At 39.8% G+C, this 26,504-nt stretch carries 18 protein-coding genes, 6 tRNA genes, 1 riboswitch and 1 other annotated feature; of the genes, 4 read left to right on the top strand and 20 right to left on the bottom strand.

What is annotated here, in order from left to right; genetic code table 11:
• Window positions 1–103: 103 nt before the first annotated feature.
• Complete coding sequence (gene leuS, locus AB3I42_RS11135) at window positions 104–2,518, bottom strand: leucine--tRNA ligase (RefSeq protein ID WP_034868000.1); 2,415 nt, start codon at window positions 2,516–2,518, stop codon at window positions 104–106.
• Between the two features lie 125 nt (window positions 2,519–2,643).
• Window positions 2,644–2,854, bottom strand: a binding site (T-box leader).
• A 99-nt stretch (window positions 2,855–2,953) separates the two neighbouring features.
• Window positions 2,954–4,954, bottom strand: coding sequence for a muramidase-2 (locus AB3I42_RS11130; protein ID WP_368022498.1), 2,001 nt, complete (start codon window positions 4,952–4,954; stop codon window positions 2,954–2,956).
• 381 nt (window positions 4,955–5,335) lie between these two features.
• On the opposite strand from AB3I42_RS11130, the gene AB3I42_RS11125 reads away from it, so the two are divergent.
• The 3 genes from AB3I42_RS11125 (at window position 5,336) to AB3I42_RS11115 (ending at window position 7,758) form a co-directional block, all read left to right on the top strand.
• A complete protein-coding gene (locus AB3I42_RS11125) occupies window positions 5,336–5,986 on the top strand; it encodes a phosphatase PAP2 family protein (RefSeq protein ID WP_010721028.1) in 651 nt (216 codons plus the stop codon).
• 246 nt (window positions 5,987–6,232) lie between these two features.
• On the top strand, window positions 6,233–7,189 hold the full coding sequence (locus AB3I42_RS11120; protein WP_010736968.1) for a TIGR01212 family radical SAM protein: 957 nt from the start codon (window positions 6,233–6,235) through the stop codon (window positions 7,187–7,189).
• Entirely contained in the window at window positions 7,189–7,758 is a 570-nt protein-coding gene (locus AB3I42_RS11115; RefSeq protein ID WP_010736967.1) for a class I SAM-dependent methyltransferase, read from the top strand. The genes AB3I42_RS11120 and AB3I42_RS11115 overlap by 1 nt, the downstream gene beginning before the upstream one ends.
• A gap of 180 nt (window positions 7,759–7,938) precedes the next feature.
• Here AB3I42_RS11115 and AB3I42_RS11110 read toward each other — a convergent pair whose 3' ends face one another.
• From AB3I42_RS11110 to AB3I42_RS11075, 8 genes are all read right to left on the bottom strand, one after another.
• Window positions 7,939–8,157, bottom strand: a complete 219-nt coding sequence (locus AB3I42_RS11110; RefSeq protein WP_368022497.1) for a hypothetical protein — start codon at window positions 8,155–8,157, stop codon at window positions 7,939–7,941.
• On the bottom strand, window positions 8,154–8,768 hold the full coding sequence (locus AB3I42_RS11105) for a class C sortase (RefSeq protein ID WP_242623580.1): 615 nt from the start codon (window positions 8,766–8,768) through the stop codon (window positions 8,154–8,156). Before AB3I42_RS11105 ends, AB3I42_RS11110 begins: the two co-directional genes overlap by 4 nt.
• A 26-nt stretch (window positions 8,769–8,794) precedes the next feature.
• Window positions 8,795–10,309: a SpaH/EbpB family LPXTG-anchored major pilin gene (locus tag AB3I42_RS11100; protein WP_218656969.1), complete on the bottom strand. Its 1,515-nt coding sequence runs from the start codon at window positions 10,307–10,309 to the stop codon at window positions 8,795–8,797.
• Entirely contained in the window at window positions 10,302–11,579 is a 1,278-nt protein-coding gene (locus AB3I42_RS11095; RefSeq protein ID WP_104325246.1) for a pilin N-terminal domain-containing protein, read from the bottom strand. Before AB3I42_RS11095 ends, AB3I42_RS11100 begins: the two co-directional genes overlap by 8 nt.
• A gap of 67 nt (window positions 11,580–11,646) precedes the next feature.
• Complete coding sequence (locus AB3I42_RS11090; protein WP_258924871.1) at window positions 11,647–11,985, bottom strand: hypothetical protein; 339 nt, start codon at window positions 11,983–11,985, stop codon at window positions 11,647–11,649.
• Between the two features lie 36 nt (window positions 11,986–12,021).
• Complete coding sequence (locus tag AB3I42_RS11085; protein WP_368022496.1) at window positions 12,022–16,455, bottom strand: prealbumin-like fold domain-containing protein; 4,434 nt, start codon at window positions 16,453–16,455, stop codon at window positions 12,022–12,024.
• 235 nt (window positions 16,456–16,690) lie between these two features.
• Window positions 16,691–18,460, bottom strand: coding sequence for an ABC transporter ATP-binding protein (locus AB3I42_RS11080; RefSeq protein WP_010736962.1), 1,770 nt, complete (start codon window positions 18,458–18,460; stop codon window positions 16,691–16,693).
• 2 nt (window positions 18,461–18,462) lie between these two features.
• Window positions 18,463–20,175, bottom strand: a complete 1,713-nt coding sequence (locus AB3I42_RS11075) for an ABC transporter ATP-binding protein (protein WP_034868009.1) — start codon at window positions 20,173–20,175, stop codon at window positions 18,463–18,465.
• 117 nt (window positions 20,176–20,292) lie between these two features.
• Here AB3I42_RS11075 and AB3I42_RS11070 point away from each other — a divergent pair, with 117 nt between their 5' ends.
• Window positions 20,293–20,949 carry a TetR family transcriptional regulator gene (locus AB3I42_RS11070; RefSeq protein WP_010736960.1) on the top strand — a complete coding sequence of 219 codons (657 nt, stop codon included), beginning with the start codon at window positions 20,293–20,295 and terminating at the stop codon, window positions 20,947–20,949.
• A 154-nt stretch (window positions 20,950–21,103) separates the two neighbouring features.
• Here AB3I42_RS11070 and AB3I42_RS11065 read toward each other — a convergent pair whose 3' ends face one another.
• From AB3I42_RS11065 to AB3I42_RS11020, 10 genes are all read right to left on the bottom strand, one after another.
• The gene (locus tag AB3I42_RS11065) at window positions 21,104–21,649 is read right to left on the bottom strand and encodes an acyl-CoA thioesterase (RefSeq protein ID WP_010736958.1); all 546 of its coding nucleotides are present in this window, start codon (window positions 21,647–21,649) and stop codon (window positions 21,104–21,106) included.
• Between the two features lie 131 nt (window positions 21,650–21,780).
• Complete coding sequence (locus tag AB3I42_RS11060; protein ID WP_010736957.1) at window positions 21,781–22,569, bottom strand: alpha/beta hydrolase family protein; 789 nt, start codon at window positions 22,567–22,569, stop codon at window positions 21,781–21,783.
• A 154-nt stretch (window positions 22,570–22,723) separates the two neighbouring features.
• The gene (locus AB3I42_RS11055) at window positions 22,724–24,199 is read right to left on the bottom strand and encodes an MDR family MFS transporter (RefSeq protein ID WP_010736956.1); all 1,476 of its coding nucleotides are present in this window, start codon (window positions 24,197–24,199) and stop codon (window positions 22,724–22,726) included.
• 168 nt (window positions 24,200–24,367) lie between these two features.
• Window positions 24,368–25,561 (bottom strand): methionine adenosyltransferase, encoded by a 1,194-nt coding sequence (gene metK / locus AB3I42_RS11050; protein WP_034868017.1) that lies wholly within the window; start codon window positions 25,559–25,561, stop codon window positions 24,368–24,370.
• Window positions 25,559–25,637, bottom strand: a riboswitch (SMK box riboswitch). Its footprint overlaps the gene before it by 3 nt.
• Before the next feature lie 342 nt (window positions 25,638–25,979).
• Window positions 25,980–26,051 (bottom strand) — tRNA-Glu (locus AB3I42_RS11045).
• Between the two features lie 12 nt (window positions 26,052–26,063).
• A tRNA-Ile gene (locus AB3I42_RS11040) sits at window positions 26,064–26,137 on the bottom strand.
• Between the two features lie 15 nt (window positions 26,138–26,152).
• Window positions 26,153–26,223 (bottom strand) — tRNA-Gly (locus AB3I42_RS11035).
• Between the two features lie 4 nt (window positions 26,224–26,227).
• Window positions 26,228–26,300, bottom strand: a tRNA-Phe gene (locus tag AB3I42_RS11030).
• A 3-nt stretch (window positions 26,301–26,303) separates the two neighbouring features.
• A tRNA-Asp gene (locus tag AB3I42_RS11025) sits at window positions 26,304–26,377 on the bottom strand.
• Between the two features lie 43 nt (window positions 26,378–26,420).
• Window positions 26,421–26,494: transfer RNA gene (locus tag AB3I42_RS11020), tRNA-Met, on the bottom strand.
• Between the last annotated feature and the right edge of the window lie 10 nt (window positions 26,495–26,504).

Raw genomic sequence — 26,504 nt, 5'->3', positions numbered from 1 at the left:
CAGCCAAAATTGTTTTTAATGATCTGTTCTTCATTCTGAAAGTGGCTCTGGGTTTCATCGAAAGCTCCTTCAACAATCTCTTATAATTCACTTGTTCCTGCTTTTAATTAGCCACGATATTTACTAATTTATTTGGTACAACGATCACTTTACGAACAGTTTTGCCAGCAATGTTTTCTTTGATCGTTTCATTGTTCATCGCTATTTTTTCAAGTTCATCTTTTGGTAAGTCACGTGAAACATTAGCTTTTCCTCGGACCTTACCATTGATTTGGAAGACAACTTCGATTTCATCTTCGACTAAAGCTGACTCATCATAAGTTGGCCAAGCTGCGTAAGAAATCCCTTCCTCATTTCCTAAGATTGCCCATAGTTCTTCACCCATGTGTGGTGCGATCGGTGCCAACAATTGAACAAATCCTTCGATATATTCATAAGGTAGTGCATCCACTTTATACGCTTCATTGACAAACACCATTAATTGAGAGATGGCTGTATTGAAGTGAAGATTTTCGTAATCTTCCGTAACTTTTTTGACGGTTTGATGATACACTTTATCTAATTTCCCATCATTTAAAGTGGTGATTCGATCACGCATCTTATTGTTTTCATCCACGATCAAACGCCAAACACGATCTAAGAATTTGCGGCTTCCTTCTAGTCCATTTTCACTCCAAGCAATCGATGCGTCTAATGGTCCCATAAACATTTCGTATAATCGTAATGTATCTGCGCCATATTTGGCCACGACATCATCTGGATTAACGACATTGCCACGTGATTTAGACATTTTTTCGTTGTTTTCTCCCAAGATCATTCCTTGGTTGTATAATTTTTGGAATGGTTCCTTTGTAGGTACAACACCGATATCATATAAGAATTTGTGCCAGAAACGAGCGTACAGCAAGTGAAGAACGGCATGTTCTGCTCCCCCAATGTAGATGTCTACTGGCAACCAGCGTTCTAATTTCTCATAGTTCGCTAATTCTGTTTTATTATGTGGATCGATATAACGTAAATAATACCAAGAACTTCCAGCCCATTGTGGCATCGTATTGGTTTCACGGCGACCTTTTTTGCCAGTCACAGGATCGACAACATTCACCCATTCTTCGATGTTAGCCAGTGGCGATTCTCCTGTTCCACTTGGTTTGATATTAGTCGTTTTAGGCAAACGTAATGGCAGCTCTTCTTCTGGTAAAGCTGTGACTGTACCATCTTCCCAATGAATGATCGGAATTGGTTCCCCCCAGTAACGTTGACGTGAGAATAACCAGTCACGTAAACGATAGCTGACCTCTTTTTTCCCACAACTATTTTCTTCTAACCATTCATTCATTTTAGCAATGGCTTCTGCTTTATTCATGCCATTCAAAAATTCAGAGTTGATATGAGGACCATCTTCCGTATAAGCAGCCTCTTCAATATTTCCTCCTTCGATCACGGGAAGAATTTCTAAATCAAAGGTTTTTGCAAATTCATAATCACGTTCATCGTGAGCAGGTACAGCCATGATTGCTCCAGTACCATAAGAAGCTAACACATAGTCAGCGATCCAGATCGGGATCTCTTTTCCATTAACTGGATTGATTGCATAAGCTCCAGTAAAGACACCCGTTTTTTCTTTTGCTAGATCTGTACGTTTCAAATCTGATTTTTTAGCTGTCTCTTCGATGTATGCTTCAACTGCTGCTTTTTGTTCTGGCGTCGTGATTTCTTGCACCAAGTCTAATTCAGGAGCTAAAACAGAGTACGTTGCGCCAAACAGTGTATCTGGTCGTGTGGTAAAAATCGTGTACGTTTTATCTGTTCCAGCAACTTTAAATTCAACATTTGCTCCTACTGAACGACCGATCCAGTTGCGTTGCATTTCTTTGATGCTATCTGGCCAATCTACTAAATCAAGATCATCAAGTAAACGATCTGCGTATGCAGTGATCTTCAGCATCCACTGACGCATTGGTTTGCGGACGACATCGTAGCCGCCACGTTCACTTTTTCCATCGATCACTTCTTCATTAGAGATCACCGTACCAAGTTCAGGTACCCAGTTAACTGCTACTTCTGCTTCATATGCCAAACCTTTTTCGTATAATTTTGTAAAGATCCATTGTGTCCATTTGTAATATTCTGGATCAGTTGTGTTGACTTCACGATTCCAGTCATAACTAAACCCTAAAGAATTGATTTGACGACGAAATGTTTCAATGTTTTTTTGTGTAAATTCAGCTGGATCATTTCCTGTATCTAATGCGTACTGTTCGGCTGGTAGTCCGAACGCATCCCATCCCATCGGATGCAAGACATTGAATCCTTGACTGCGTTTAAAACGAGATAAGATATCTGTTGCTGTATAGCCTTCCGGATGTCCAACATGCAATCCTTGACCTGATGGGTATGGAAACATATCCAACGCATAGAACTTTGGTTTTTCAGGATCATCATGGGTATTGAAGGTATTGTTTTTTGCCCAGTATTTTTGCCATTTCTTTTCGATTTCTTTATGGTTATAACTCATTTTCTATCCCCCTGATCTATTTGTACTTCCACATCAATCTGTCGAAGTTTAGTGAAGTCTAGCCTCACCTTTTTGTTTTTTTCATCTGAAGAAAACAAAAAAGTCCTATAAAAAGATTGCTCTTTTTATAGGACGTAATCTACGTGGTACCACCTAATTTTGCCTTTTCACAAAGGCCTCAAACGTTGTAACGGTCGTCACCGCTCCTACTTACTCTGTTTGTGATTTCAGTAGGCGCAACTCAAAGGCGAGTTCAAAAGCGTCCGTACACATTTCCACCAACCATGTGCTCTCTAAAACTTTCGACTTTTTACTACTTCCTTTTCAGGCGTTGATTTTTATTTACTCAAAAGTGTAGATTCATAGTAACAAATAAATGCTACAAGTTCAAATATTATTTCACACATTTACTGATTTCCTGCCATGTGTCATTACTTATTTTTTGACGATCAACTGTTGTCCCGGATAAATAAAGTTATTCTTGATATTATTCCATTCGATCAATTGATTCATGGTGATTCCATGACTATCGGCAACGCCCCATACTGATTCGCCTGCTTTGACGGTATAGGTTTTTTCATCTGATTTCGCTGGCGTTGATTGTACAGTGCCTTTTTTAACGATGACTTCTTGTCCTGGATAAATAAAATTGTTTTTGATGTTGTTCCATTCAATCAACTGATCCATCGTAATATGGTGTTTATTGGCAACGCCCCACACCGATTCGCCTGCTTTGACAGTATACTTCGTATCACCCGTTGAAGAAGCCGTTGGAGTTGTAGAAGCTGGCGTTGAAGCTGTTGGTTTGGTTGTTGCTGTTGCGCTTGCTTTACTGCTTCCACCTTTGACGATCAATTTCTGTCCTGGATAAATGAAGTTATTCTTAATATTGTTCCATTCAATCAACTGGTTCATGGAAATCCCATTTTTATTTGCAACACCCCATACTGATTCGCCTGCCTTGACAGTATAAGTCGCTTGCCCTGTCGCAGTTGAGCTGGTATTGCTTGATGCGGTGTTCTTGTTATTAGCTGTCGAAGTGGACGCATTACTTGAAGATGAACCACCTTTGACAATCAATTTTTGCCCTGGGTAAATAAAATTATTTTTAATATTGTTCCATTGAATCAGTTGGTTCATGGAAATTCCAAATTTATTCGAAACACTCCAAACCGATTCGCCTGCTTTGACAGTATAAGTACTTCCAGAAGTAGTACTTCCTGTATTTGCCGTATTACTAGATGTATTACCTGTCGATGTATTAGAAGTAGAACCGCTTGCTGAAGAACTACCTTTTGAAACAACCAACTGTTGACCTGGATAAATAAAGTTATTCTTGATGTTATTCCATTCGATCAGTTGGTTCATCGAAATCCCATGATCATTCGCAATTTTCCAAACAGAATCGCCTGATTTAACCGTATATTTTGCACCAGTTGCTTGTCCCGTACTGCCAGAAGTATTCGTGTTGCCAGAAGTATTTCCAGAAGAAGCATTATTACCAGTGTTAGTGGTTGAAGAACCTGCAGATTGGCCACCTTTGATCGTTAATTTTTGTCCTGGATAGATAAAATTATTTTTGATATTATTCCATTCGATTAACTGCGCCATCGTGATTCCAAATGAATGAGAGATTCCCCAAACGGAGTCTCCTGATTTGACGGTATAAGTCGTACCAGTCGTAGTTGCAGAACCGCCTGAGTTCCCACTAGTACTTCCAGAATTGGATGTATTTCCCGTATTCCCGCCATTTCCAATCGTTGCACCGCCTCCAGCGTTGCCGCTAGCTGGTGTATCGTATTTGGTCAATCCATAGGTTGTAATAATATTGTTTAGTTTTCCAGCATACCCTGGATCAGTTGCATAACGACCTGTCAAACAAGCAGTAGCATCAGTATAAGATTTAGTATTGCTTTTCCAAGTACCTGCATAATAATAGCCATTACCAAAAGAGGTATTTCTTAAAACATAGGCATTGTCATTAAATGACTCTGCAAAAGAAGGGTACTGACGGAAAGGTTCTTTTTTAGATACCCATTTATTGTTAAGATATTCGAGTGTATCCATATAAACAGTTTGACCTTGATAACTTCCTTTAATCCCAAATAGATTATAGTAAGGTGCTTGTGACAAGGCACTACTTCCCCAACCACTTTCGACGACTGCTTGAGCAATCATGACTGAGGCATATAAATCGTTGGCTTGAGCAATTGGTTGTGCATACGTAGCAATCTCAGCAATAAACGCTGCTGTATTGATTCTGGCACCGAATTGTGTGGGGGTTTGATCAGCATCTACTTGTACAGGCTGAATCAATGGCGCTGCCACAGAACAGCCGACCATCGCCGTACCGACAAGTGCAGCACTACGTTTTACTTTACGAAAACGTTTGGTTTCATTTAAACGTCTACGTTCTTTTCTTGCAATGTTTTCCATCTTCTATCCTCCAACTTCTATATACAATTTCTATACTATTATAATAATTATAACTTCTCTTAATCTTTATTAAAAGTTATTTAAGTGTGTGACTGCTTATTGTAATCAGACTGTAACCTTTCGTAATGTTCAACACTGAGAAAAAAATAGCACCTTTCCCCGCTTGATTTTAACGACTTTTAACAAATAATCGATTTAAACTTTCCCAGTCAAAGTATGTCAGTTATATTACTTGAAAATGTCTAGGAGATTACAAAGTGATTTACAAATAAAATACCTTTTTTATTTTTTGATTAAGTGCTCGATTCTATAAATAATTATGGATATTATTTATAGAGCGAATAATGCTATAATGAGTCATTGTTGAAAAGGAGGATATTTATGAAGCAACGTACAACTTTTCATGTAGCTGGAGCTTGTTTTTTACTGCTCTTTTTAGTCTTAGGCTACATTGTCAAATACCGTATTTCTTTACTGGCGGGATTTGATCAATCAATAACAGAAATGATCCGCGCTCCCTACCCCCATTGGAATGCTTATCAGCTGTTTATGACAAAATTTGGCAATCCACTCACGGTCATCTTAGTCTTCTTGCTGGTTTCATTTTTGTTATGGTGGAAGAAAAAAAGACCTGAAATGATTTGGTTAGCGGTTAATTTTATTGCCATTGCTGGGATCATCAATCCTGTGATCAAACTATTCGTGATGCGCGTTCGCCCAACCCTTGAACACCTTGTGGTAGAGCACAGTTACAGTTTTCCTAGTGGTCATGCAGCTGGTAGTATGATTTTATATGGTACACTGATTTTTCTAATTCCTGTCATTATTCAAAAAAAGGTCTTTCGTCCATTGATTCAAATACTTCTAGCGTTTATTATAGTAAGTGTTGGGATTAGCCGTATTTATTTAGGCGTTCATTTTCCAAGTGATATTCTAGGTGGCTTTTTACTTAGCCTCTCGTGGTTATGCTTCACGTATCCAATTTATCGAACCCAAAAAGAAAAATGGCTAAACACGCAGAAAACGTCTTGATCTCACACAAGTATTTTTTAGTGAGAACTTTTGTTACAAATCATCCAAATCAATAAAAAATTGTGGAGAGACAGTTAACTTTTTTCTTTGATGATTAGTTAATCTGTCTCTTTACTTGATTCTAAGAACGATTCTCGTTATAAAGTGCTTAGATTTTGCGTCATTCATCAGGTATAATGATCTGAATCGTTCAATACGAGTAGAAGAAAGTGATGAATTTAGCACCATTAAGAAAGAAGGATAACAATGGAATTTACATATTCAGATGGAAATAAACGCTACCACTCATGGAATTATGCGTTAAGAAATGAATTTGGCGGGAAAATTTTCAAAGTGCCAATCGATGGAGGATTTGACTGCCCCAATCGTGATGGTACAGTGGCTCACGGGGGCTGTACTTTTTGTAGTGTTTCTGGATCAGGTGATATGATCGTCGCTCCCGAAGACCCATTACCTATTCAGTTCCATAAAGAAATCGATATGATGCATCAAAAATGGCCAGGGGTAACCCAATATATCGTTTATTTCCAAAATTTCACGAATACTCATGCACCTGTAGAAATCATTCGCGAGCGTTTTGAACAAGTGATCAACCTTCCTGGTGTTGTCGGGTTGTCGATTGGTACTCGCCCAGACTGCTTACCAGATGCGGTCGTGGATTATCTCGCAGAACTAAATGAACGGCTTTATCTGTGGGTCGAATTAGGATTACAAACGACTTTTGAAGAAACCTCTACACTGATCAATCGCGCACATGACTACCAAACTTACCTTGATGGTGTGAATAAATTACGAAAACATGGCATTCGTGTCTGCACTCACTTAATCAACGGTTTACCTGGTGAAACATTAGAAATGATGCGTGAAAATGTCCGACGTACGATCCTTGATTCAGATATCCAAGGAATCAAGCTTCACTTAATGCACTTGATGCGCAAAACAAGGATGCTTCGTGATTACCATGAAGGTCGTTTGCAACTGATGACCCGTCCTGATTATGTCAATGTGATTTGTGATCAATTGGAAATGATCCCTCAAGAAATCATTATCCATCGGCTTACCGGTGATGCCCCTTGGGATTCGTTGATCGGACCAATGTGGAGTTTGAAAAAGTGGGAAGTCTTGAATGCGATAGATGAAGAATTGGTTCGTCGCAATAGTTATCAAGGAAAATTTGATGTTCGTAAAGGAGTGCGTTGCTAATGTTACAAACTGCTTTACACTTTAGCCATACGTTATTAACAGAAATCCTGCAACCAGGTGACCATGCTATTGATGCCACCATGGGTAATGGCTACGATACGCTTTTTATGGCTGAATTGGTCGGGAAGACCGGACATGTTTACAGTTTTGATATCCAACCTGCTGCCTTGCAATCCACGAAAGAAAAACTCGCTGAACAAGCATTGACCGATCGAGTCTCTCTTTATTTACAAGGTCATGAGACACTGGGGAATGTTGTGGCTCCAGAGCAACCAATCAAAGCAGGGATTTTCAATCTAGGTTATCTTCCTAAGAGTGATAAAGCAATCATCACTTTACCTGAAACAACGAAAATCGCAATGGAAGAGATACTGAAACGTTTAGCCCCTCGAGGACGCATGATTATCGTCGTCTACTATGGTCATGAAGGTGGGAAATCAGAACTGGATATGGTACAACAGTTTTGTCAAAGGCTCCCTCAAGATCAGTATAATGTTTTAAACTATCAATTTATTAATCAAAAAAACAATCCACCGATTTTGTATTGTGTGGAGAAGAAAAAATGTTGAAATAATTGGCTTTGTTCAATTACTCCATTCGCTTCTTTATGGCTCATCAATGTTTTTTGGACAGTTTTGTTAATTGACGAATATAAAAAAGCCCATAACTAGAAAGTTTTCACTAAGCTTTCTATGGTTATGGACTTTTTATCATTTTGGGTTTCTGCAAGTAAACAAGCATCTCTTTTTCTATTCTATTGGTTTTTCACGTATGACTCGCAGAATGAACAGGGATAGACTTCCTACAAAGAGCAATAAAATGAGTAAGATCATGAGATTGAGCCACCATTGTCTTTGTTCTGCGTCGGCTTCTTTTTGGGCTAGTTCTTCTGTATAAGGCATTCGATGTCCTCTGACTAATAATCGATGGGAATTGATCATATACGGTGTACAGGTAACTAAAGTCACACGAGATCTTCCTCTGGATAAATTTTTAGAGAGCTAACATCATCAGGTGTCACAATAGTGATGTCATTCACTTCATAGGCCAACTTTTCTTCTGCATAGGTGATAATGAAAATATCTTCCAACTCCAGTTGATCAAGATCCGTAAAAAGTTTTCTTTCAGGAATCCCACTATGGGCTGAGATCACACTATGGTTATTTTTACCACCAGTAGGGTAGGACGTCCCTTCCAAAACACCAGCACCATATTGGAGGATCGTCGGGCTTGCATGGTCAAACAACGGAACACTGACCCTAATCTTAGGGATTTGGATCGAACCAATCAAGTGATTCGCTAAATAATTAGCGAGGTCCGCTTCTTTCCGACCAGTATAGGTTGGGAGCGTGATCGCTCCCATGCCTCTTTCTGCTAGTTCTTGATTATACTTTTTGGCTCTTTCTCGTGCCTGTTGCTGTTCTGCTTTTGTTTTTTGAGACTCATTGATGCGATAATGATCAACGAGTTGGTTGAAGGCATTGACATAAAAAGGATAACTCGCAATTAACCCACCTGTTAAAAAAAGGAGATACATCACGATCCGAAGCCACTTTTTTGGTCGCTGTTTTTGGGACATTGGATATTCCCTCCTTCAAAACCTGTTTACATTGGCTTTTTTTTCGTTTGTCGGTACACCACATAAGCTGCTAAGAGAATCAGTCCCCCGATCAGCAGGAAAATATAGATACCCATACCACCGGTTTCCGGTAAAAGCCCTTGAGGTTGGTTTTCAATCGTGACTAAAAGTGTCTCTGAAGCAGTTGAATCAATTTCAAAAGTGGTATAAGGATCTAAAATGACGTAACCACTTGGAGCCGTCACCTCTTCCAACGTGTAGGTTCCCGCTTTAAAGCCCCGAATATCAAAATAGCCATCTGGTCCTGAGGTTATTTCTGTCCCGACATCATCCCAACCAATCAAGACATTCTCTTCATTCAGACGTGCGTACAATACTTGACCATCAGAATCTTTAAAAATCCGAAAGACCGCCCCACTTAATGGATTACCATCATGACTATTGATCTTTCTAAATTGATGCTCATTCGTCTTGACTTTTGGTCCATCTAAGATCGTAGGATCCGAGCCAAAATCGATTGTGGCGGTATTATCAGATAGTTGAGTGATTACATCACCCGTGAGCGACATGTCATAAGAAATCGTGAGCGTTTTTCCTTGTAATAATTCAACCACTTCCTCATTGTCAATGTGGAAAGTAATCGTAAACCCACCATTCGGAGTAGCTGTATCAATCGTAAAATAACTACTAGGTACCGCTACACCATCAATCAATACTTCGATTGAATCAGGGGTCGTTAGTCGCAACCCATTAGTTGGTGTATCCGTGATTTCAAAAAATGCTTTGTTACCTAAGTCACGGGGAACAGCAACCGTCAACAGATAATTTAAGATGTCATCTGTTCCAACATCATAGTAGGTTACTTGATTCCCCTCTTGAGTGATTGTTACTTCATTAAACCGACCGCTATCTACTAAAGTTTTCGAATGTTCTTTCAAAATATTTTTAGGATAGAGGTGGATCTCTGTTAGTTCTCCATCACCAGCATAGACTGGCAAAGCCAAAAGTAGTGGGTATGCCATTTCATATATATTCGCTGGTGATTCTTCTTCGACAAAGAGATAAACAGCATCTCTACCTTGGGCATCTTTTCGAGGTAATTGGTCAAAGACCGCAATCCCCTGTCTGTTTGGATCGGTCTCGCCACTTGCTGTTGCTGTCACTTGAGTCTGCGAAGGGCCACTGGCATAATCAGGGGCTCTTTTATATAGAGCCGCATCAGACTGGATTCTTTCCAAGGCTTCTCGTGCTGTTTTCCCATCCTCTCTGATAGAACGAAAATATTGTTCTGTGACATCATAGACAGAAAATGTCACTCCGTCTAACGGATCACCGCCAAAGTTTTCCATTAGTTCACCAGTATTTTGTTGATAAGCTTCTTTCGGGATCTCATCCTGCCAAACACGTTTATGAAGCGTGACATTCACATGCTCTGGGGCTGCTGCTACTGGAAGACTCATTCCTAAAAGACTGAATGCCGAAAACAACAACGTAGCAAGCATCACGAATATCCTGAATTTATTCTTTTTACTTTCAGTCATCTTCTTCCCTCCTAGTTTTGTTCATGTACTTCCTTAACAAGTAAGCCAGTAATAACAACGCAATGCCTAAAATAGCTAGCGCTTGTCTCATTTCTGCAGTACGTGGTAACAGACGATTAAATAGCTGTTCCGTCCCTGTCGCTGTCCCTCCTTGTCCACTCCCATCATCTGTTGGCAGATCATCGTCCTTTTGAGACTCTCCTGCTCGTGAAATATTATAGATTCTAGGTCCTTTCTCTACCGATTCGTCCTGTTCATCAGAAAAAGGTTCCGACATTTTTTGTTCATTAAGGGTCATGAATAAAAACTCACCTGATTCATTTTTCCAAGTATTTGGGATAAATAATGGAATCTGCCGATTTTCTTCACTGATCTCATACCCCGGAAGAGTTTGCAATTCTTCAAAATAGTATTCACCACCGATCAAAAAATGGTCTGCTATCTTGACACGCCCTGCAGCATCAGAGATGAAGGTTGCGATTGCTTCATCATTTAAGGGATCATCACTTTGTTTCCACACATCCCCTAACGCCTCCTGATTTTGTGCTAAATAGATTTTTTCCCCAGCTTCGTTATAACGAAACAGGGAAAAAATCACACCTTCGAGAGGTTCGGTCTGCTCACTGTCTTCTTCTTTGCCATATTTGTAAAAATACGGTTGTCGAAAATACCCAGCATTTTTAGGATAAAGATGAATCTGAGTCAGCTCTACTTCATTTAATGGGTCCATTAGAGGCAAGCCAATCATTATCGGTGCAGCATTTGTCACATTGAAATAACTAGTTTGCTGGGAATGATCCTCAACGATCAGATAAATTCCATAGTGGCCGTTGTGCTTTCTGGGAACATCGACCACACCCACTCCTTCGCCAAATTCAGCATGAGTCTGCGTTAGGACAGGACTACCTGTCACTTCTTCTAATTGCTGCTCTGCAATAAATTGTTCGATTTGGATCGGGTTCATCTGTCCCAAGCGTTTAGCTAAAGCTTGCGCATCTTCTTGTGCTTGAAGATAGTAATCCGTCAAATGATAGACATGAAACGTGGCGCCATTATAAGGAACACTCAGACCAAGGCCATTTAAGTTAGCCAATTCATCTTCTGTCAATTGTCTGCCATTTGATGGAGAGGTCTGTGGATCTGTGATCGACTCATCTACAAGGACTCTCTTGTGTAAGATAAACGTCACAGTCTCAGGATCAGTAGCATAGCCTCTATATGGGAAGAACCCGGTTACTAACAGCAGACCTAGCAACAGCCATTGAAACATTCTTTTTTTTCTGCATATCCTCTACTCCTTTCTCATTTGCTGAAATGCCATCAGACCGTCCTAATTACTATTTGCTATTTCGCTTACTTCTCAAGCGATAGAACAACCAACCTAGTAATAAAACAATGGTAGTGAGGGCTGCAATTAGAAAGAAGCGAAGTCCAGGTCCACCTGTCATTGGCAATAAGCCAGACGTTTCCGTATTCATGATTGGTACGACTTCCATTTCGTCCAAGTTTTGGACAGCTTCATGTGGTTGTAACAAAATGTAATCTGTATCAGCTAGCCTAAATCGTTCAGAAAGGTCACTACCTTCGTGATCCGTGATACTTATTTCTCTAATGTAATAATGATAAGCTTGACCATCTGGAGTAAATTTCTCCAAGCGGTTACTGATCCATTTCAACCCTTCACCTGTATCTCCTGGCGTTAAGAGAATCGTTTAGATTTTCTGCTTTTCCCCTTCTTCGACACTTCTAAATAACTCAAAGGTAATGTAGTTAATGCTCGAGTAATCTAAATCGCTGAATTCAAATTGTTTCTCAAATCCCACATAGACACGTTCAGGGGTACTTTCAGGTGTCGTGCTATTTTTCAGGGTGATTTGCCAATTATGATTAGCATCTTTCACGATCTTATTGAGATTATCAACTTGATCGCCTTCTTCCCCACTACTTAAATCAAAATATGGTTGCAGGTTTTTTCCTGTTTTGGTATTGATGATGCTGGTTTCTTTTACGATATATCGATAATCCTCACCTAAATCGGCTAACTCTTCGACCAACACTTTAAACTCATTCTCCTGATTTAAAGTGAAAGTCATGGGTGTGAATGAAGCATCCAAGCGCCACTCATCGCTTTGTTCATGCCGTTGTTCCCTTAATAAATTGACCGTAATTTCATAATCTTCTTTGATCTCCTCTGGTACTGCCGCATTAGGCGTGGTAAAATCCCAATTTTTTTCGATCGTGAAAGGCTTTGGTCGGTTTTCAACAGTCAACTTGAACTGACCATTGTCTAATTGGATCGTTGCTCGTTCTTGTGTCACTGGAATCCCTTGTTCATCGGTGAAAAAAATTTCCTCTTCTCTACTAGTCGTTCCTGATGCCTGTACCTTGAAATAAATGGGCTCTGGTAGTACAGCAAACGGACCTGCTGGTGGAGTAATCTCTGTCAGACGATAGATTCCGTTCGTCAATCCATAAGCCTCTTCTTCATGAACACCACCGATCTGAGTAGGATTATCTACCGTAAATGTCCCTAATACTCTTTCAGGAAATTGTTCTTGGAAAAAATCTTTAGATTTTTTCTCTAAACGGAATTCTGAACCTGTAAGATCATTTCCTTCGTGATCGGCTTTATAGAATTCCACGATTCGGTGGATTCCTGAAGCATAACCTTCGCCCGTCGTGATGTCCGTAATGGATTCTTCCATCACTTTTTGTTTCCCATTCAAGAAAACACCTGCACGATTATTGACAGAATCAGCGGTTGTTTGGGCAGTATATTCTACGATCAATGTTTTATCTGTCACTTCTGACTGACCAGTATTATCACCTACAACTAATTGGAAATGAGCAGTTTTTTGCGATAAATTGATCAAACCATCCGCAGCTAACTGGTCAAAGGCGGTTTCTGCCTTCACACCTGGCTCACTTAAAGCTCTTCCTGTTTGCTGACTGATCCAATGAGCTTCACTTGTATCATTTTCTGGATTTGCTTGCCATTCAAAGATTTGATAAGCACCTCGCCCATCTACGCCAATGTACTCTGGCAAATATGGGACTAAGAGTTGTTGTGGTGCCAACAGTAGAAAATCTTGTTCATCAATTAAACGGCGTATTTTTTCAAATTGCTGAGTCTGGGGATTGTATTTTCCTTCAAAAACGTTGATTCGATATTTTCCAGTATCGGGATCTAGCAGAAGCGTCGTTTCTTCTTCATGATCCATGAGATCAAAGAGATACAAATTTTGGTATTTGGCGCCACCTGGATTCACGATCACGCGGTAGGTGATATGTTCGCCGTCGTCTGCTACTTCACCCGTCTTGATCACTAAACTTTCTGTCGGTATCGTGACTTGCGTTTCTACTTCTGTCTTGCGCCCACCAGGACTTGTCAGTATCGCTATATTTTTATAAGAACCTGCTAGTAATGGATTATCAGCTAGTTCTTGAGTGGCAACATAATCGGCAATGAAGAAGATAACGATTGGTCGATGACTCTCTTTTAAGAGAACGATCCGCATCAATTGTGTTTGCGGATCATATTCTAGGCGATAATCCGTACCTTCCACTAGTCGTTCATTCCCTGCATAATCTCCTGCCGCTATTTTCCAGCGGTGTTGGTTCGTATCAGAATCAATCGGACCAGCTAGGTTGGCGGTCCCCTGAAAGACGTGAACAGAGTCTGGCTTAAACTCCCAACCAGCAAGGGTCGAAAAATCATCTTCAATGACGGTTCCTGCTGGTAATGGACCACTGGAAGGATTGAATTCTAGACGAAACAGTGTTTGGTAGCGATCAACGATTCCAGTGTAGACCGGTTGTCGACTCTCATTTGAAAAACTTTCATCTGTCCAATATTCAAACGTTCCGATATTTCCAGCATCAGCTTGTTCTGCATCTTCAGCGATTGCTTCTTCATACTTTTGCCCTGGCTGTAGGAATAACCCTTTTTTATGTCCATCGTTTATGAGGCTATAGTGCCAATTGCCAAATGTTCCATAACCAACTGAATCTTGAGAATACTGAACGTCTCCTTGTCGCCAAGTTGCTTTGGCATAGTTGAAGAACGTAATATCTGGATGGATATACGTTCCACCTAACCAAGGATAGGTCCCTTGGACTACTGGATCGCTGGAATAGTAATTACTTCTATTGAACTGAGAAGGGTCTTCATCCCAGATTTTTAAATAACCTCTACTAGATAACTGATGCTCTTTCGTTGAAAAATGAATCTTAATGGTTCGATCCGTTGTTTCATAATCTCCAATCAAGCGGATCGTAAACCCTGTTTGATAAGCACCATTCGCTTGATGTAAATAACTCCCATCCGGCAACATCAATCGTTCATCGGGTTCAGAAAGATTATGCAAAACCAACTCAAAATCAACATCCTTTTCTAATGTGTTGCCTACGTCATCTGTGATGACTAATGTCGATTCTAGTAATGAGCGAGCATAATAGATCCATTTAAAAGGACGAACATTGTTCTCATAGTAGCCGTGATAGTTATTAGGATCGAACAATCGCACGAGATCCTCTTCAAAGATGATGGAAGAATCACGGATTTCTACTTGTTCAACTAATTTATTTTCCTGATTGAACAAAATCTCCCAATGTTGGATCTGCTGAGTCTGGTCACCCCCAACTCCACGTTTTACGATCCCTGGCATGCTTGGGTTAGGAATGATTCCGCCAGCGCTACCTTCACCAAAACTTCCTTGGATCGCATGGTTGGAAAACTGGATCGTATCCGCTGAAACCTGTCCATCCGTCGTTTGTATCCTCGTTTGGTAGGTGATTCGGTAGGTGCCATTCGCATCCCCTGGTGGTGTGAGCGTCATCTCTGTGTTTTCTGCATTGAAACCGACTGTAAAGCCTTCCGCATTCGTTCCAGTGATCTGCAGTGAGTTTTGTTCAAAGGTATGGCTCGCAGCATTTGCTGGAATGACGGATAATCGATCAACGATAGGGTCTTTTTCACCATCGACGTAATAATACGTGTCGATTTGCCAAGTCACGAGTACATAGTCATACGCTTCGCGATTCCCTGTTGGTTGACCAGGCTCATCTGTCGCCCGATAAAAATCAATTTTGTCTGATCCATTTGGATTTTTAGCTATTCGTTTTGAAAAGTCTTGTTTTACGATATCAAATTCGACATCATTCGTTTCTGTCCGACCTAATTCATCACTTTCGACAATGAGTTGATTATGAACAGTTGGTTGGCTCAGATCTTTGACTCTGGTACGGATGATTAATCGATAAGCGGTTCGTTTAGGTGCTTCATTATTTCTGATCGTCCAAGTTATTTGATTGTCTTGTTGCGCTTGACTATAATCACTTGCTAACAAAGGATGGAACTGTTCAACTTCTTTCTTTTGGATACTAACTGACACAAATTCCTGGTTATCACCAAAGAAATCTGTGATTTTCACATTTGTCAACGCCCGATGTTCTTCGTTGATCAACGCTTCCCATTCAACAATTCCAGTGTCCCGATTAAAACCAATTCCCTGTTTTTCAACGATCTCTTCTCCTTTAACAATGATTGGCACTTCAACTACACCATATTCTCCCAAATCTACGATCAATTCTTCGGTAATATTATCAAAACTCGTATCAATAGAAAACGAACCCTGAATCTCACTAAAATTATAAATACGGGTATTAAATTGGATTGCTATACTACGATCCTCATTTACATAAAACGTACCAAAAGAAAATCGTCCAGTTTCATCCATCAATTCACCCGATAGACCACCTGCTGGAATCAATAATGTGTCAGGAATATTTTCAATGATCGTATAGCGTTCATTAGCCATTAGATCGCCACTAGGATAAATATCGTCATCGACCAACCACCAATTGATTTGAAGGCGGATATTCGTATCGCTTGGAACGCCTGTTTCGGGCAAATCATTCGTATACGTGCCGTCTTTTTCAGGATCGATCATCAATTGGACGCCGTTATCATTGTTCCCGTAAGCCTCACCTAATTGAAAACCTGTTGGTTGTCCAGTTACCTGGAAATGACCATTTGAGGAAGCATGGACTAGCGGCCCCATCAAAAAGAGCGGGTTGGACAAAGGAACCAAAATCGTCAAGAGCATCATCAATTGTAAGCACACCTGTCTTATTTTTACCTTCATACCCATTACCTGCCTTTTTATAGTTTTTAAGGAGCGCCTTATTTAACATGAAATATAACAGGTTTCTTGAAACAGCTTACTTCAACTTTTTCAGACAAGTCTGAAAAATAACGTTTCTTATCTCACAATAGCCAAAGTCAAAGAGATCTCTATATGCAAAAAAGACTACTTAGAAAAGAGCCATTCCCTCTTCTAAGTAGTCTATTAGTTAGCTTATTTGTTCATCAAAAACAGATTATTCAAAGACAAACTGATTATGATAAAGTTCAGCATAGAAGCCATCTTCTGCCAACAACTGATGATGATTTCCTTCTTCGATTACTTTTCCATCACGTAAAACAACAATACGATCTGCATTTAAAATCGTTTTTAACCGGTGGGCAATCACAAAGCTGGTACGTCCTTTGATTGCTTCGTCCATGGCTTTTTGGATTTTAGCTTCTGTTACTGTGTCCACGTTACTTGTTGCTTCATCTAAAATCAACAATGAAGGATTCGTAATGATCGTTCTGGCAATACTGATCAATTGTTTCTGACCGGTACTGAACAAGTTGTTTTCTTCAGATACTTCTGTTTCATACCCTTTTTCTAGATTCATGATAAAGTCATGAATATTCGCCTGCTTAGCGGCATTGATCACTTCTTCGTCTGTCGCATCAGGTTTCCCAAAGACAATATTGTCGCGAATAGTACCCGAGAATAGGACGGATTCTTGTAAAACGATTCCTACATGTTTTCGTAAAGCATCTAAATCATACTCACGGATGTCTGTCCCATCAATCGTTACTGCACCACTATTCACATCATAAAAACGATTCAATAGATTCATGATCGTTGTTTTACCTGAGCCAGTCGGTCCAACTAACGCAACCATTTCACCTTTATTTACATCAATGGATACATCATTTAACACTAATTTATCAGGGTTATAACCAAAATCAACGTGTTCCAAAGATAAGCCTTTATCGATCCCATCAAAGGATTGACCATTCGCTGGTTTCACTTCATCTTTTTCAGCAAACATCTCATTCAGTCTACGTGCTCCTGTGATCGCTAATTGGATCATGCTATAACCAGATGAAATTTGCATCAATGGTTGATAATATTGTTGGGAATACTGAACGAATGTGACTACCAATCCTAAAGCAGCCGAGCGTTCCAGATCCCCATTCAGTGCTAACCATCCACCAAAGAAAATGACGATTGCGGTATTCACTAAAGACATCCCTTGCATCATTGGGAAAAGCAATCCTGAATAAGCTTGTCCTTTAAACGTTGCTTTACGAACAGTCTCATTGTGTTCCAAGAAACCATCAATTGTCTCTTCCTGTAATCCATTGGTGATGATGACACGTTGACCACTGATTTTTTCATCCATATAGCCGTTCAATTTCCCAACTTCGTCTTGTTGTAAATCAACGTATTTTCTTGCCTTTTGGATAATCAAAACAGCAATCAAAACTGCCACTGGTGTAGAAGCAATTGTTGCCCAAGCTAACTCAACATTTTGGCGGAACATCATAATCAATATCCCAAAAAGTAAAACGATATTGGTGATTACTTGGAGCAAAGCTTGGTTCAAACTATTTTGGATATTATCTAAATCACTCGTAAATCGACTAAGAATTTCCCCATCTTGATGAGAATCAAAGAAGCGGATCGTCAATTTTTCTAGTTTATTGAATAAACCAATACGCATCCGATTCGTCGATTTACCCACTACTTGCGTAAATAAGATACTGTAAATGAAGTTTGCGGCACTCGCTAAAACATAAAACATTAATAGTTTCCAAATAATGGAAACGAAGCGACTCTTATCATCGACTCCTTGCATCAAAGCCCCAACATAGTTGGCTAGTTCTTGAAAGGCTTCTCCGATATATTGTGGTGCCTTCACTTGAAGATAAGTGGCAATGATAACTGTAACAAAAATAAAGAAAAAGGAGACCTTATACCGTTTTAAATAGTGATAGAAAAACTTACTGGCTTTTATTAAATCAGTCATGGCTACTCCTCCGTTCCTTTTTGTGTTTCGAAAATTTCTTGGTACACCCGATTGGTTGCTACTAGTTCTTCGTGTGTTCCTTCACCCACTAATCTGCCTTCATCTAACACAAGAATCCGGTCTGCTTTGACAACAGAAGCGATTTTTTGAGCGATCACAATCGTAGTAGTGCCTTTTAATTCTTTTGCTAATGCTTCACGAACCAACTTTTCAGAACGCGCATCTAATGCACTGGTACTATCATCTAAGATCAAAATCTTAGGATCACCAATGACACCTCGGGTAATAGACAACCGCTGTTTCTGTCCACCTGAAAAGTTACTACTACGTTCTTCCACAGGAGCCTCATAGCGATCCGCTAATTTTTCGATAAATTCTTGTGCTTGAGCAATCGCAGAAGCATGTTCCATATCTTTTTCAGAAGCATCTTTTTTCCCTTGACGCAAGTTTTGCGCAATCGTTCCAGAGAAAAGGATCGCTTTTTGTAAAACAAAGGATACAGTGTGACGTAAGCTTTTTTCATTGACTTGTCTTAAATCTACGCCGCCTACTTCCACTTTTCCTTCTGTTGGGTCAAACAATCGTGGAATCAACTGAGCGAGTGTCGATTTACCAGCTCCTGTTGCACCAACAATCCCCACCATTTCCCCTGGTTGGATCGAAAAACTGATGTCTTTCAATGTGTCTGCATCATCGCCAGGATAACGGAAAGAAACATGATCAAAAGTGACTGATCCAGTTAAATCCTGTTCTGGCACATCTTGGTATGTTAAATCTGGTTCTGTGTCTAAAATCTCTTTGATCCGTTTCAATGAAACTGCAGCTCTTGATGTCATCATCATCATCATTCCACCAATAATGATTGCCATCATGATCTGCATCAAATAGTTCATGAAAGAAGCCAAACCACCGATTAAGGTTGGATCATCTTTTGCTAAATCACTAACAAAAAAGATTGCGCCAACTACTGCTAAATTAGCAGCCAACATAAAGGATGGAATCATCACAGAAAACAAGGTTCCCACAATGATGTTGTGTTTCGTTAGATCTTCGCTGACTTTACTAAACTCTTTCAATTGATTGTCTTCTTGGACAAAAGATTTGACTACACGGATCCCCATAAGATTTTCTTTGGCAATACTATTGACTTTATCAATCAGTTTTTGGATGATCATAAAATGTTTACCCATTCTGGTAAATGATAAAGCTGTAATCAAGAAAACTGCTACGATCAATGCGACAATGATCCACCATAATTGCGGCATCGTCATCATTGCCAAAACAAAAGCCCCGATAAACAGAAATGGAATTCTAAAGAGCGATTGTAAAGAAATCATGACTAGGTTTTGAATTTGTGTAATATCATTTGTTAGTCGAACTACCAGATTTCCAGCAGAGAATTTTTCGATATTTCCAAATGAAAAAGTCTGGATTTTACGAAATGCTTCTTCCCGAATATCAGCACTAATCCCTTGTGCCACTTTCGCTGAAAAAATCGTATTTGAAACTCCAGCTGCCAGTCCTAATAAAGCTAAACTGATCAAGTATACACCGATCGTTTTCATCTTGTCGTTATCTTCTGTAATAATAGCTTCTAATACTTGTTGTAAAAGCTTCGGTTGCCATAATGCGGCACTTACCATAATCGCTACAGAAAACAATGAAATAAATACAGCAACTTTGTATTTTTTTGCATGTCTTAAAATTAAGCCCATTGGTTGTTATACCCCTTTTTATTAAAATTGACAGGACTTATTTAACACTGTAAAATAAGGCCGACTAACAATTTACCATGTTAAAAAAAATATTGCAATACAAGAGGTTGATTAAATTTGGAACCAAAGCTTTCCCAAGAAATGATTATCAAATCTGCTTTTGCGATTCTGGCAGAAACGCAAGAACTATCAAAACTATCTATGCGAAACCTTGCTCAAAAAGTTCAAGTAAAAGCCCCTGCGCTTTACTGGTATTTCAAAAATAAGCAAGACTTGCTCCAAAAAATGGCTGAATTCATGGAAAATGAACTAATCATTCCCGAGCCTCGTTTACCTTGGCAGGAACGTCTTGTTCAATTCATGGAAAACTACTATGACCTTTACACCCACTTTCCTTGTGGTGCAGAGCTAGAAATCAATACCGTTCCTTCTTATGCGAGTCGTTTGGAACACTTAGAAATGATGATCCAGATTCTTATCCAAGCGGGCTTTTCGATTGACCGTAGTCGTCAAGCAGTGTTTGCTCTTCATAACTTGTTGATTGGTCAACTGATGGATCAACAGCATGAACAGAATCTTCGGCACAAAATCATGACCGGTAATCACTTACTCAAAGATGCTATTCTTTCTATGAAAAGTTATGTCGAAGAAAATGCACTAGTTGGACTAAAGGCTAGTATCACCGCTCACCAGAACCAAGAAAATGAAAAACAACTCTTTCTTGATAGCGTGACGATCTATCTTCAAGGGTTGGCTGTACAAAAAGAATCGTAAACAAAAAAAGACATGAAGGCAAGTTCGCGAACTTGCCTTCATGATTTTTTTGTTTACTGTTTGAGTTGACTACGTGAATAAAACTTCCTATTCCACAAGTAATAGCCAGTTTAGCTACTAGTTTAGCCATTTCACTTATCCTAGATAAAGCGGTCTAATCATCTATTCCTTCATTTTTTAACCAAGGAAGGTCTGTTGATAATTGAGCAGCAAAAGCTCGGTAGTCTTCTCGTTCTTGTAAGCGCTGTTTGCGACGTTTTTCGTATCCTGCGCACACTAGTTTTTCTTCTGCCGTGTCAGGTATGACTTTAGGTACTGTAAATTCCGTTTCTTCATTCATATGAGACGGAACAGCGACAAATGTTGTAAAACAAGTTGCGGCTAAGTAACGCTCCCCAGTTGTCAGATTTTCCCCAATAATTTTAACGAATACTTCCATCGATTTATGATGAGTACCACTTACATAAGATTCTACACACACAGAATGGTTTTCATGCAATGGCTTCAAAAAATTCAAGCTGTCTAAAGAAGCGGTAACTGCACCTCTGCGACAATGTCTTGTCACAGAGATCGACGCAGCATCATCAATCATCGTCATCAATTTCCCACCAAATAAAAACCCAAAAGGATTAAGATCGAACGGAAAAATCCGATGTGTTTGAATGACTATCGATTCTTTACAATGCTTTATCTCTTCCAAAAAAACACCTCTTTCAAATTATTACCTTGTGATTCGTCCTATAAAAAAGCTAAGGCCAAGACAATGTCCTAGCCCTAGCGATCGTCCTGAAAAATAGTCTCAAAAGCTAAGAAAGATCAAGGATTCTTCACCTATTTTTCTTCAAATAACCATTCCAAAGCACGTTGAATCCACTGGTCCCAAAATACCCAGTTATGTTCGCCAGGACCATGTTCGAAGGTTACGCCAATCCCATTTGCTTTCAATGAATCAGTCATTTCTTGATTTGCTTGATAAAGAAAATCTGATTCCCCACATGCCAAGTAGATACGAGGTGCTGTTTTGTCACTCTTTACTAATTCTTCTAATAAATACTGAGGATCATTAACTGAACCTTTGATCTGATCTAACGGTCCAAATACGCCCTCCCAGAATTTTGCCTTTCGAATCATCAATAAATCATCCATCCGATTGCCTACTGAAATGGCTCCTGATAAAGAAATGATTGCAGCAAAATTTTCTGGTTTTGCCAGCCCAAGTTTCAAAGCACCATAGCCACCCATTGATAATCCAGCAGCATAAGTCTTTTCTCTTTTTGTCGTTAATTGTGGAAACAGTTCATGACAGATTTCGGGAAGCTCTTCTGAAATAAACGTCCAGTATTTCATATCATAGGCCGTGTCGGTATACCAACCTAGATCAGTAGAAGGCATAATGACCGCTAATCCATGGTCTGCGACATATCTTTCAATCGACGTCCGACGCTCCCAGACACTATGATTTCCTCCCATTCCGTGCAGAAGGTATAAGACAGGAACATCTGTTGTCGCTTGTTGTGAACTCGTACCGATCACTTTATTTGTTGTTTGTGGAAGGATTACATTCAGGTTTACTTCCATCTCTAAAACATTCGAATAAATATTTGCTTGAATAAATGCCACGTTGAAACATCCTCTCTAAGGTGTGAAAAATAGTGTTTTTGACCTGACCAATAATGACAAATTTTGATAAAACAACTATTCTAACACCGGTTATCGTTGTGAAATAATTGGTCAAACGACCTCACAAAGTAACATTTAGTACTACTTTCTTGTACTAATACTCTCTTATTCTATCACTTTTTTCACGAACGACAAATGTCAATGCAAAAGCGATCACTACTAGTAATAGCCCCACAAAATAGACTTGATGCAATCCTTCATATAAAATCTTCCGTAAAGGCGTGATCAACTCTGACGCAATGTTTTTAGCTGTTTGTGGGTTGACTAGCTTATTCATGATATCTGCATCATTCGTCAAATTAGTCGCATTCAGCTCCCGTTGTGTTACTCCATTGATCAATAAGCCAAAGACTGCAACCATCACAGTTTGTCCAATCGTCCGCACCAATGTATTGAACGAGGTAGCTACCCCTAGTTGATCTCGAGACACACTATTTTGGGCACTAACAGTTGAGGTAGTCATGGTGATTCCTAGTCCTACACCAATGACCGTTGAAATAGCAAAGAACCATAAAAAATTACTTTCAAATGGCATTAACCAGAGCCAGGCACCGCCTAGAGAGGCAATCAATAGACCAATTCGCAATACCCAATTCGTTGCCATTTGAGTCATCCACTTACTTGCTAAGAAAGAACCGACCATCCAAACGAGAGAAAGCGGTGCTAAGACTAATCCCCCTACTGCAGCATTTAGCCCCAATACCCCTTGCATCCACATCGGGATATACACATCGATGCCCATTAAGAACCCACTGGCTAAAGCTGCTGCTAGATTCACGACCACAAATAGTGGATTAGCAAAAAGATGCAACATGATCACAGGGTCTTTGGCTCTTCTTTCTGCTGCAATAAATAAAAATAATAGAAGAAGACTTCCGATCAAAAGCCCGATCACTACTGGAGTAAATCCTTGATCCCCTAACAATTGAAATCCAAGAAGTAAAGCAACCAACATCGCCATCAAACTAAAGCTCCCGAATAGATCCATCGGTTTTGACTCATGTTCTCTCTGTGGTTCGTTCAAATAAAGCCAGATCAAAACCATCAATAAAAGCCCGATCGGTACATTAATAAAAAAGATCCAATGCCAACTGATCGTTTCTACAATAAAACCTCCAGCTAATGGTCCAAAAACACTAGCAATTCCCCAAGCCGAACTGTTCAAACCTAAAACTTTTGCTCTTTTTTCAATCGTATATAAATCGCCAATGATCGTTAACGCCACTGGCATCATTGCTCCAGCGCCCATTCCTTGAACAGCACGAGCAGCAATCAACCCCATCATGGTTTGAGAAAGTCCACAAAATAAAGAACCAATAATAAATAATAGCGTTCCAAAGATAAAAATAGGTTTTCTCCCCACTTTATCTGCAAGTTTGCCATAGATCGGTGTCAGCATCGCATTCGTTAGTAAATAAATCGAAAATACCCAATTCATGATCTCCATACCGTGAAGAGAGCCGACGATCGTAGGCATCGCAGTGGTCACGATCGTTCCTTCAATTGCTGTCATGAAAGTTGCAATAAACACACTGATCGTTACTAATTTGACGTTTGTTTCTCTTTTCATCTTATTCCTCCTTTTTTTATTGTTGCCAAATAAATTTTAGCCAAAAAAAATAGGCTTTATCATTTATCAAAAACACGAATCAAAAACGACCATGGATTTCTCTTCAGTCGTTTGGATAAAAAAAACTGGAATGATCCCATAAAGAGAACCATTCCAGCCATCAAAAAGCTATTTTGCTAAGCTTGCTTTAATTGCATCAACTTTATCTGTTTTTTCCCATGGCAATTCGATATCCGTACGACCGAAATGACCATAAGCTGCTGTTTGACGATAAATTGGACGACGTAAATCAAGCATTTCAATAATACCTGCAGGTCGTAGATCAAAGTTTTCTCTCACAGCGGCAATCAAGTCTTCTTCTGGAACAGTTGACGTACCAAAAGTATTGATTGAAATAGATACAGGTTGTGCAACACCGATCGCATAGGCTAACTGAACTTCAGCTTTTCTTGCCAAACCAGCTGCTACAATGTTTTTCGCAATGTAACGAGCGGCATAACTTGCTGAACGGTCAACCTTAGTAGCATCTTTCCCAGAAAATGCTCCACCACCATGGCGAGCATAGCCGCCATATGTGTCAACGATGATTTTTCTTCCCGTCAACCCAGCATCTCCTTGAGGTCCCCCAATAACAAAGCGACCAGTAGGATTGATGTAGTATTTTGTGTTGTCATCAAGTAATTCAGCTGGAATAACTTCTTTTATTACTTTTTCAATGACGTCATGACGAATTGTTTCATTGTCCACTGCATCATCATGTTGTGTTGAAATAACGATGGTATCCACTCGTTCTGGCTGACCATTGTCATCATATTCAACTGTTACTTGTGATTTTGCATCTGGACGTAGATAAGTTAATTCATTGGATTTACGTAAATCAGCTAAACGACGAACTAGACGATGGCTTAATGCAATTGGTAAAGGCATTAATTCAGGTGTTTCATCGACTGCAAAACCAAACATCAATCCTTGGTCTCCAGCACCGATCTCATCCAATACATCTCTCTTCGCTTCGTCACGAATCTCAAGTGCTTCATCAACACCTTGAGCGATATCTGGTGATTGTTCATCAATTGCAGCTAATACAGCTACTGTATCTCCATCAAAGCCAAATTTTGCTCGTGTGTAGCCAATCTCTTTGATCGTTTGACGTACCACTTTTTGAATATCCACGTAGGCAGTGGTTGAGATTTCTCCAAATACCAATACAAGACCAGTGGTAACAGATGTTTCACAAGCCACACGTGCATTTGGATCCTTTGCTAAAATTGCATCCAAGATCGCATCACTGATTTGATCAGCAACTTTATCTGGATGTCCTTCAGAAACAGATTCTGAGGTAAATAAATGTCTTTCTCCCATAGTGATTCCCCCTAGTTAAATTCGGTTACAAGGCATCTCCGCCGATGACGGATCCTCTCGGGAACTTGCAACGAACCAAGTATAGCAGATATTTGAAATTTACGCTTGTTTTTTTAACGTAATTACTTAAAAATTTGAATAGTTCACTGATTATGCTAGTTATTTCCTTTATCCCAGGTAATCATTTCGCTTCACTATGCTACATGTTTAAAGAATAGCAATAAAAAAGGTTCAAAGTTTAGGAGCATAAGTGTACAACAAATCCTTTGCAGCAGAATCAAATTTTTTTCATTCTATTTCTGATCACCTATAGAATCAAATAAAAAGACCTAAAACAATCATCGCCTACGATAACTATCTTAAGTCTTTTGAAATCATTCTTACAAATAAAAAAAGATACTTTAGAAAGTATCTTTAATGACCCGTACGGGATTCGAACCCGTGTTACCGCCGTGAAAGGGCGGTGTCTTAACCGCTTGACCAACGGGCCAGGTGAAACTAATGGGCCTAAATGGACTCGAACCATCGACCTCACGCTTATCAGGCGTGCGCTCTAACCAGCTGAGCTATAGGCCCATAAAAAAAACTAAAAGCGGGTGACGAGAATCGAACTCGCGACAACAGCTTGGAAGGCTGTGGTTTTACCACTAAACTACACCCGCATTATGGCGCGGGACAGAATCGAACTGCCGACACATGGAGCTTCAATCCATTGCTCTACCAACTGAGCTACCGAGCCAAACGGTCTGGACGGGACTCGAACCCGCGACCTCCTGCGTGACAGGCAGGCATTCTAACCAGCTGAACTACCAGACCATATTTAGTTTCTTATTTGGTGACTTTGAAAAATCAAAGTCAATTGCGGGAGCAGGATTTGAACCTACGACCTTCGGGTTATGAGCCCGACGAGCTACCAGACTGCTCCATCCCGCGATAATATAAT

The organism is Enterococcus sp. C53, assembly GCF_040887425.1.
GTDB classification, from domain to species: Bacteria; Bacillota; Bacilli; order Lactobacillales; family Enterococcaceae; genus Enterococcus_B; species Enterococcus_B hirae.
The sequence above is the reverse complement of the archived record's forward strand: the minus strand, read 5'-3'. Positions and strand labels throughout refer to the sequence as shown.

Excerpts from the sequence above, each read along its gene's own strand:
- leuS (WP_034868000.1), bottom strand. The coding sequence starts at position 2,518 with ATGAGTTATAACCATAAAGAAATCGAAAAGAAATGGCAAAAATACTGG.
- AB3I42_RS11130 (WP_368022498.1), bottom strand. The coding sequence starts at position 4,954 with ATGGAAAACATTGCAAGAAAAGAACGTAGACGTTTAAATGAAACCAAA.
- AB3I42_RS11125 (WP_010721028.1), top strand. The coding sequence starts at position 5,336 with ATGAAGCAACGTACAACTTTTCATGTAGCTGGAGCTTGTTTTTTACTG.
- AB3I42_RS11120 (WP_010736968.1), top strand. The coding sequence starts at position 6,233 with ATGGAATTTACATATTCAGATGGAAATAAACGCTACCACTCATGGAAT.
- AB3I42_RS11115 (WP_010736967.1), top strand. The coding sequence starts at position 7,189 with ATGTTACAAACTGCTTTACACTTTAGCCATACGTTATTAACAGAAATC.
- AB3I42_RS11105 (WP_242623580.1), bottom strand. The coding sequence starts at position 8,768 with ATGTCCCAAAAACAGCGACCAAAAAAGTGGCTTCGGATCGTGATGTAT.
- AB3I42_RS11100 (WP_218656969.1), bottom strand. The coding sequence starts at position 10,309 with ATGACTGAAAGTAAAAAGAATAAATTCAGGATATTCGTGATGCTTGCT.
- AB3I42_RS11095 (WP_104325246.1), bottom strand. The coding sequence starts at position 11,579 with ATGTTTCAATGGCTGTTGCTAGGTCTGCTGTTAGTAACCGGGTTCTTC.
- AB3I42_RS11085 (WP_368022496.1), bottom strand. The coding sequence starts at position 16,455 with ATGAAGGTAAAAATAAGACAGGTGTGCTTACAATTGATGATGCTCTTG.
- AB3I42_RS11080 (WP_010736962.1), bottom strand. The coding sequence starts at position 18,460 with ATGACTGATTTAATAAAAGCCAGTAAGTTTTTCTATCACTATTTAAAA.
- AB3I42_RS11075 (WP_034868009.1), bottom strand. The coding sequence starts at position 20,175 with ATGGGCTTAATTTTAAGACATGCAAAAAAATACAAAGTTGCTGTATTT.
- AB3I42_RS11055 (WP_010736956.1), bottom strand. The coding sequence starts at position 24,199 with ATGAAAAGAGAAACAAACGTCAAATTAGTAACGATCAGTGTGTTTATT.
- metK (WP_034868017.1), bottom strand. The coding sequence starts at position 25,561 with ATGGGAGAAAGACATTTATTTACCTCAGAATCTGTTTCTGAAGGACAT.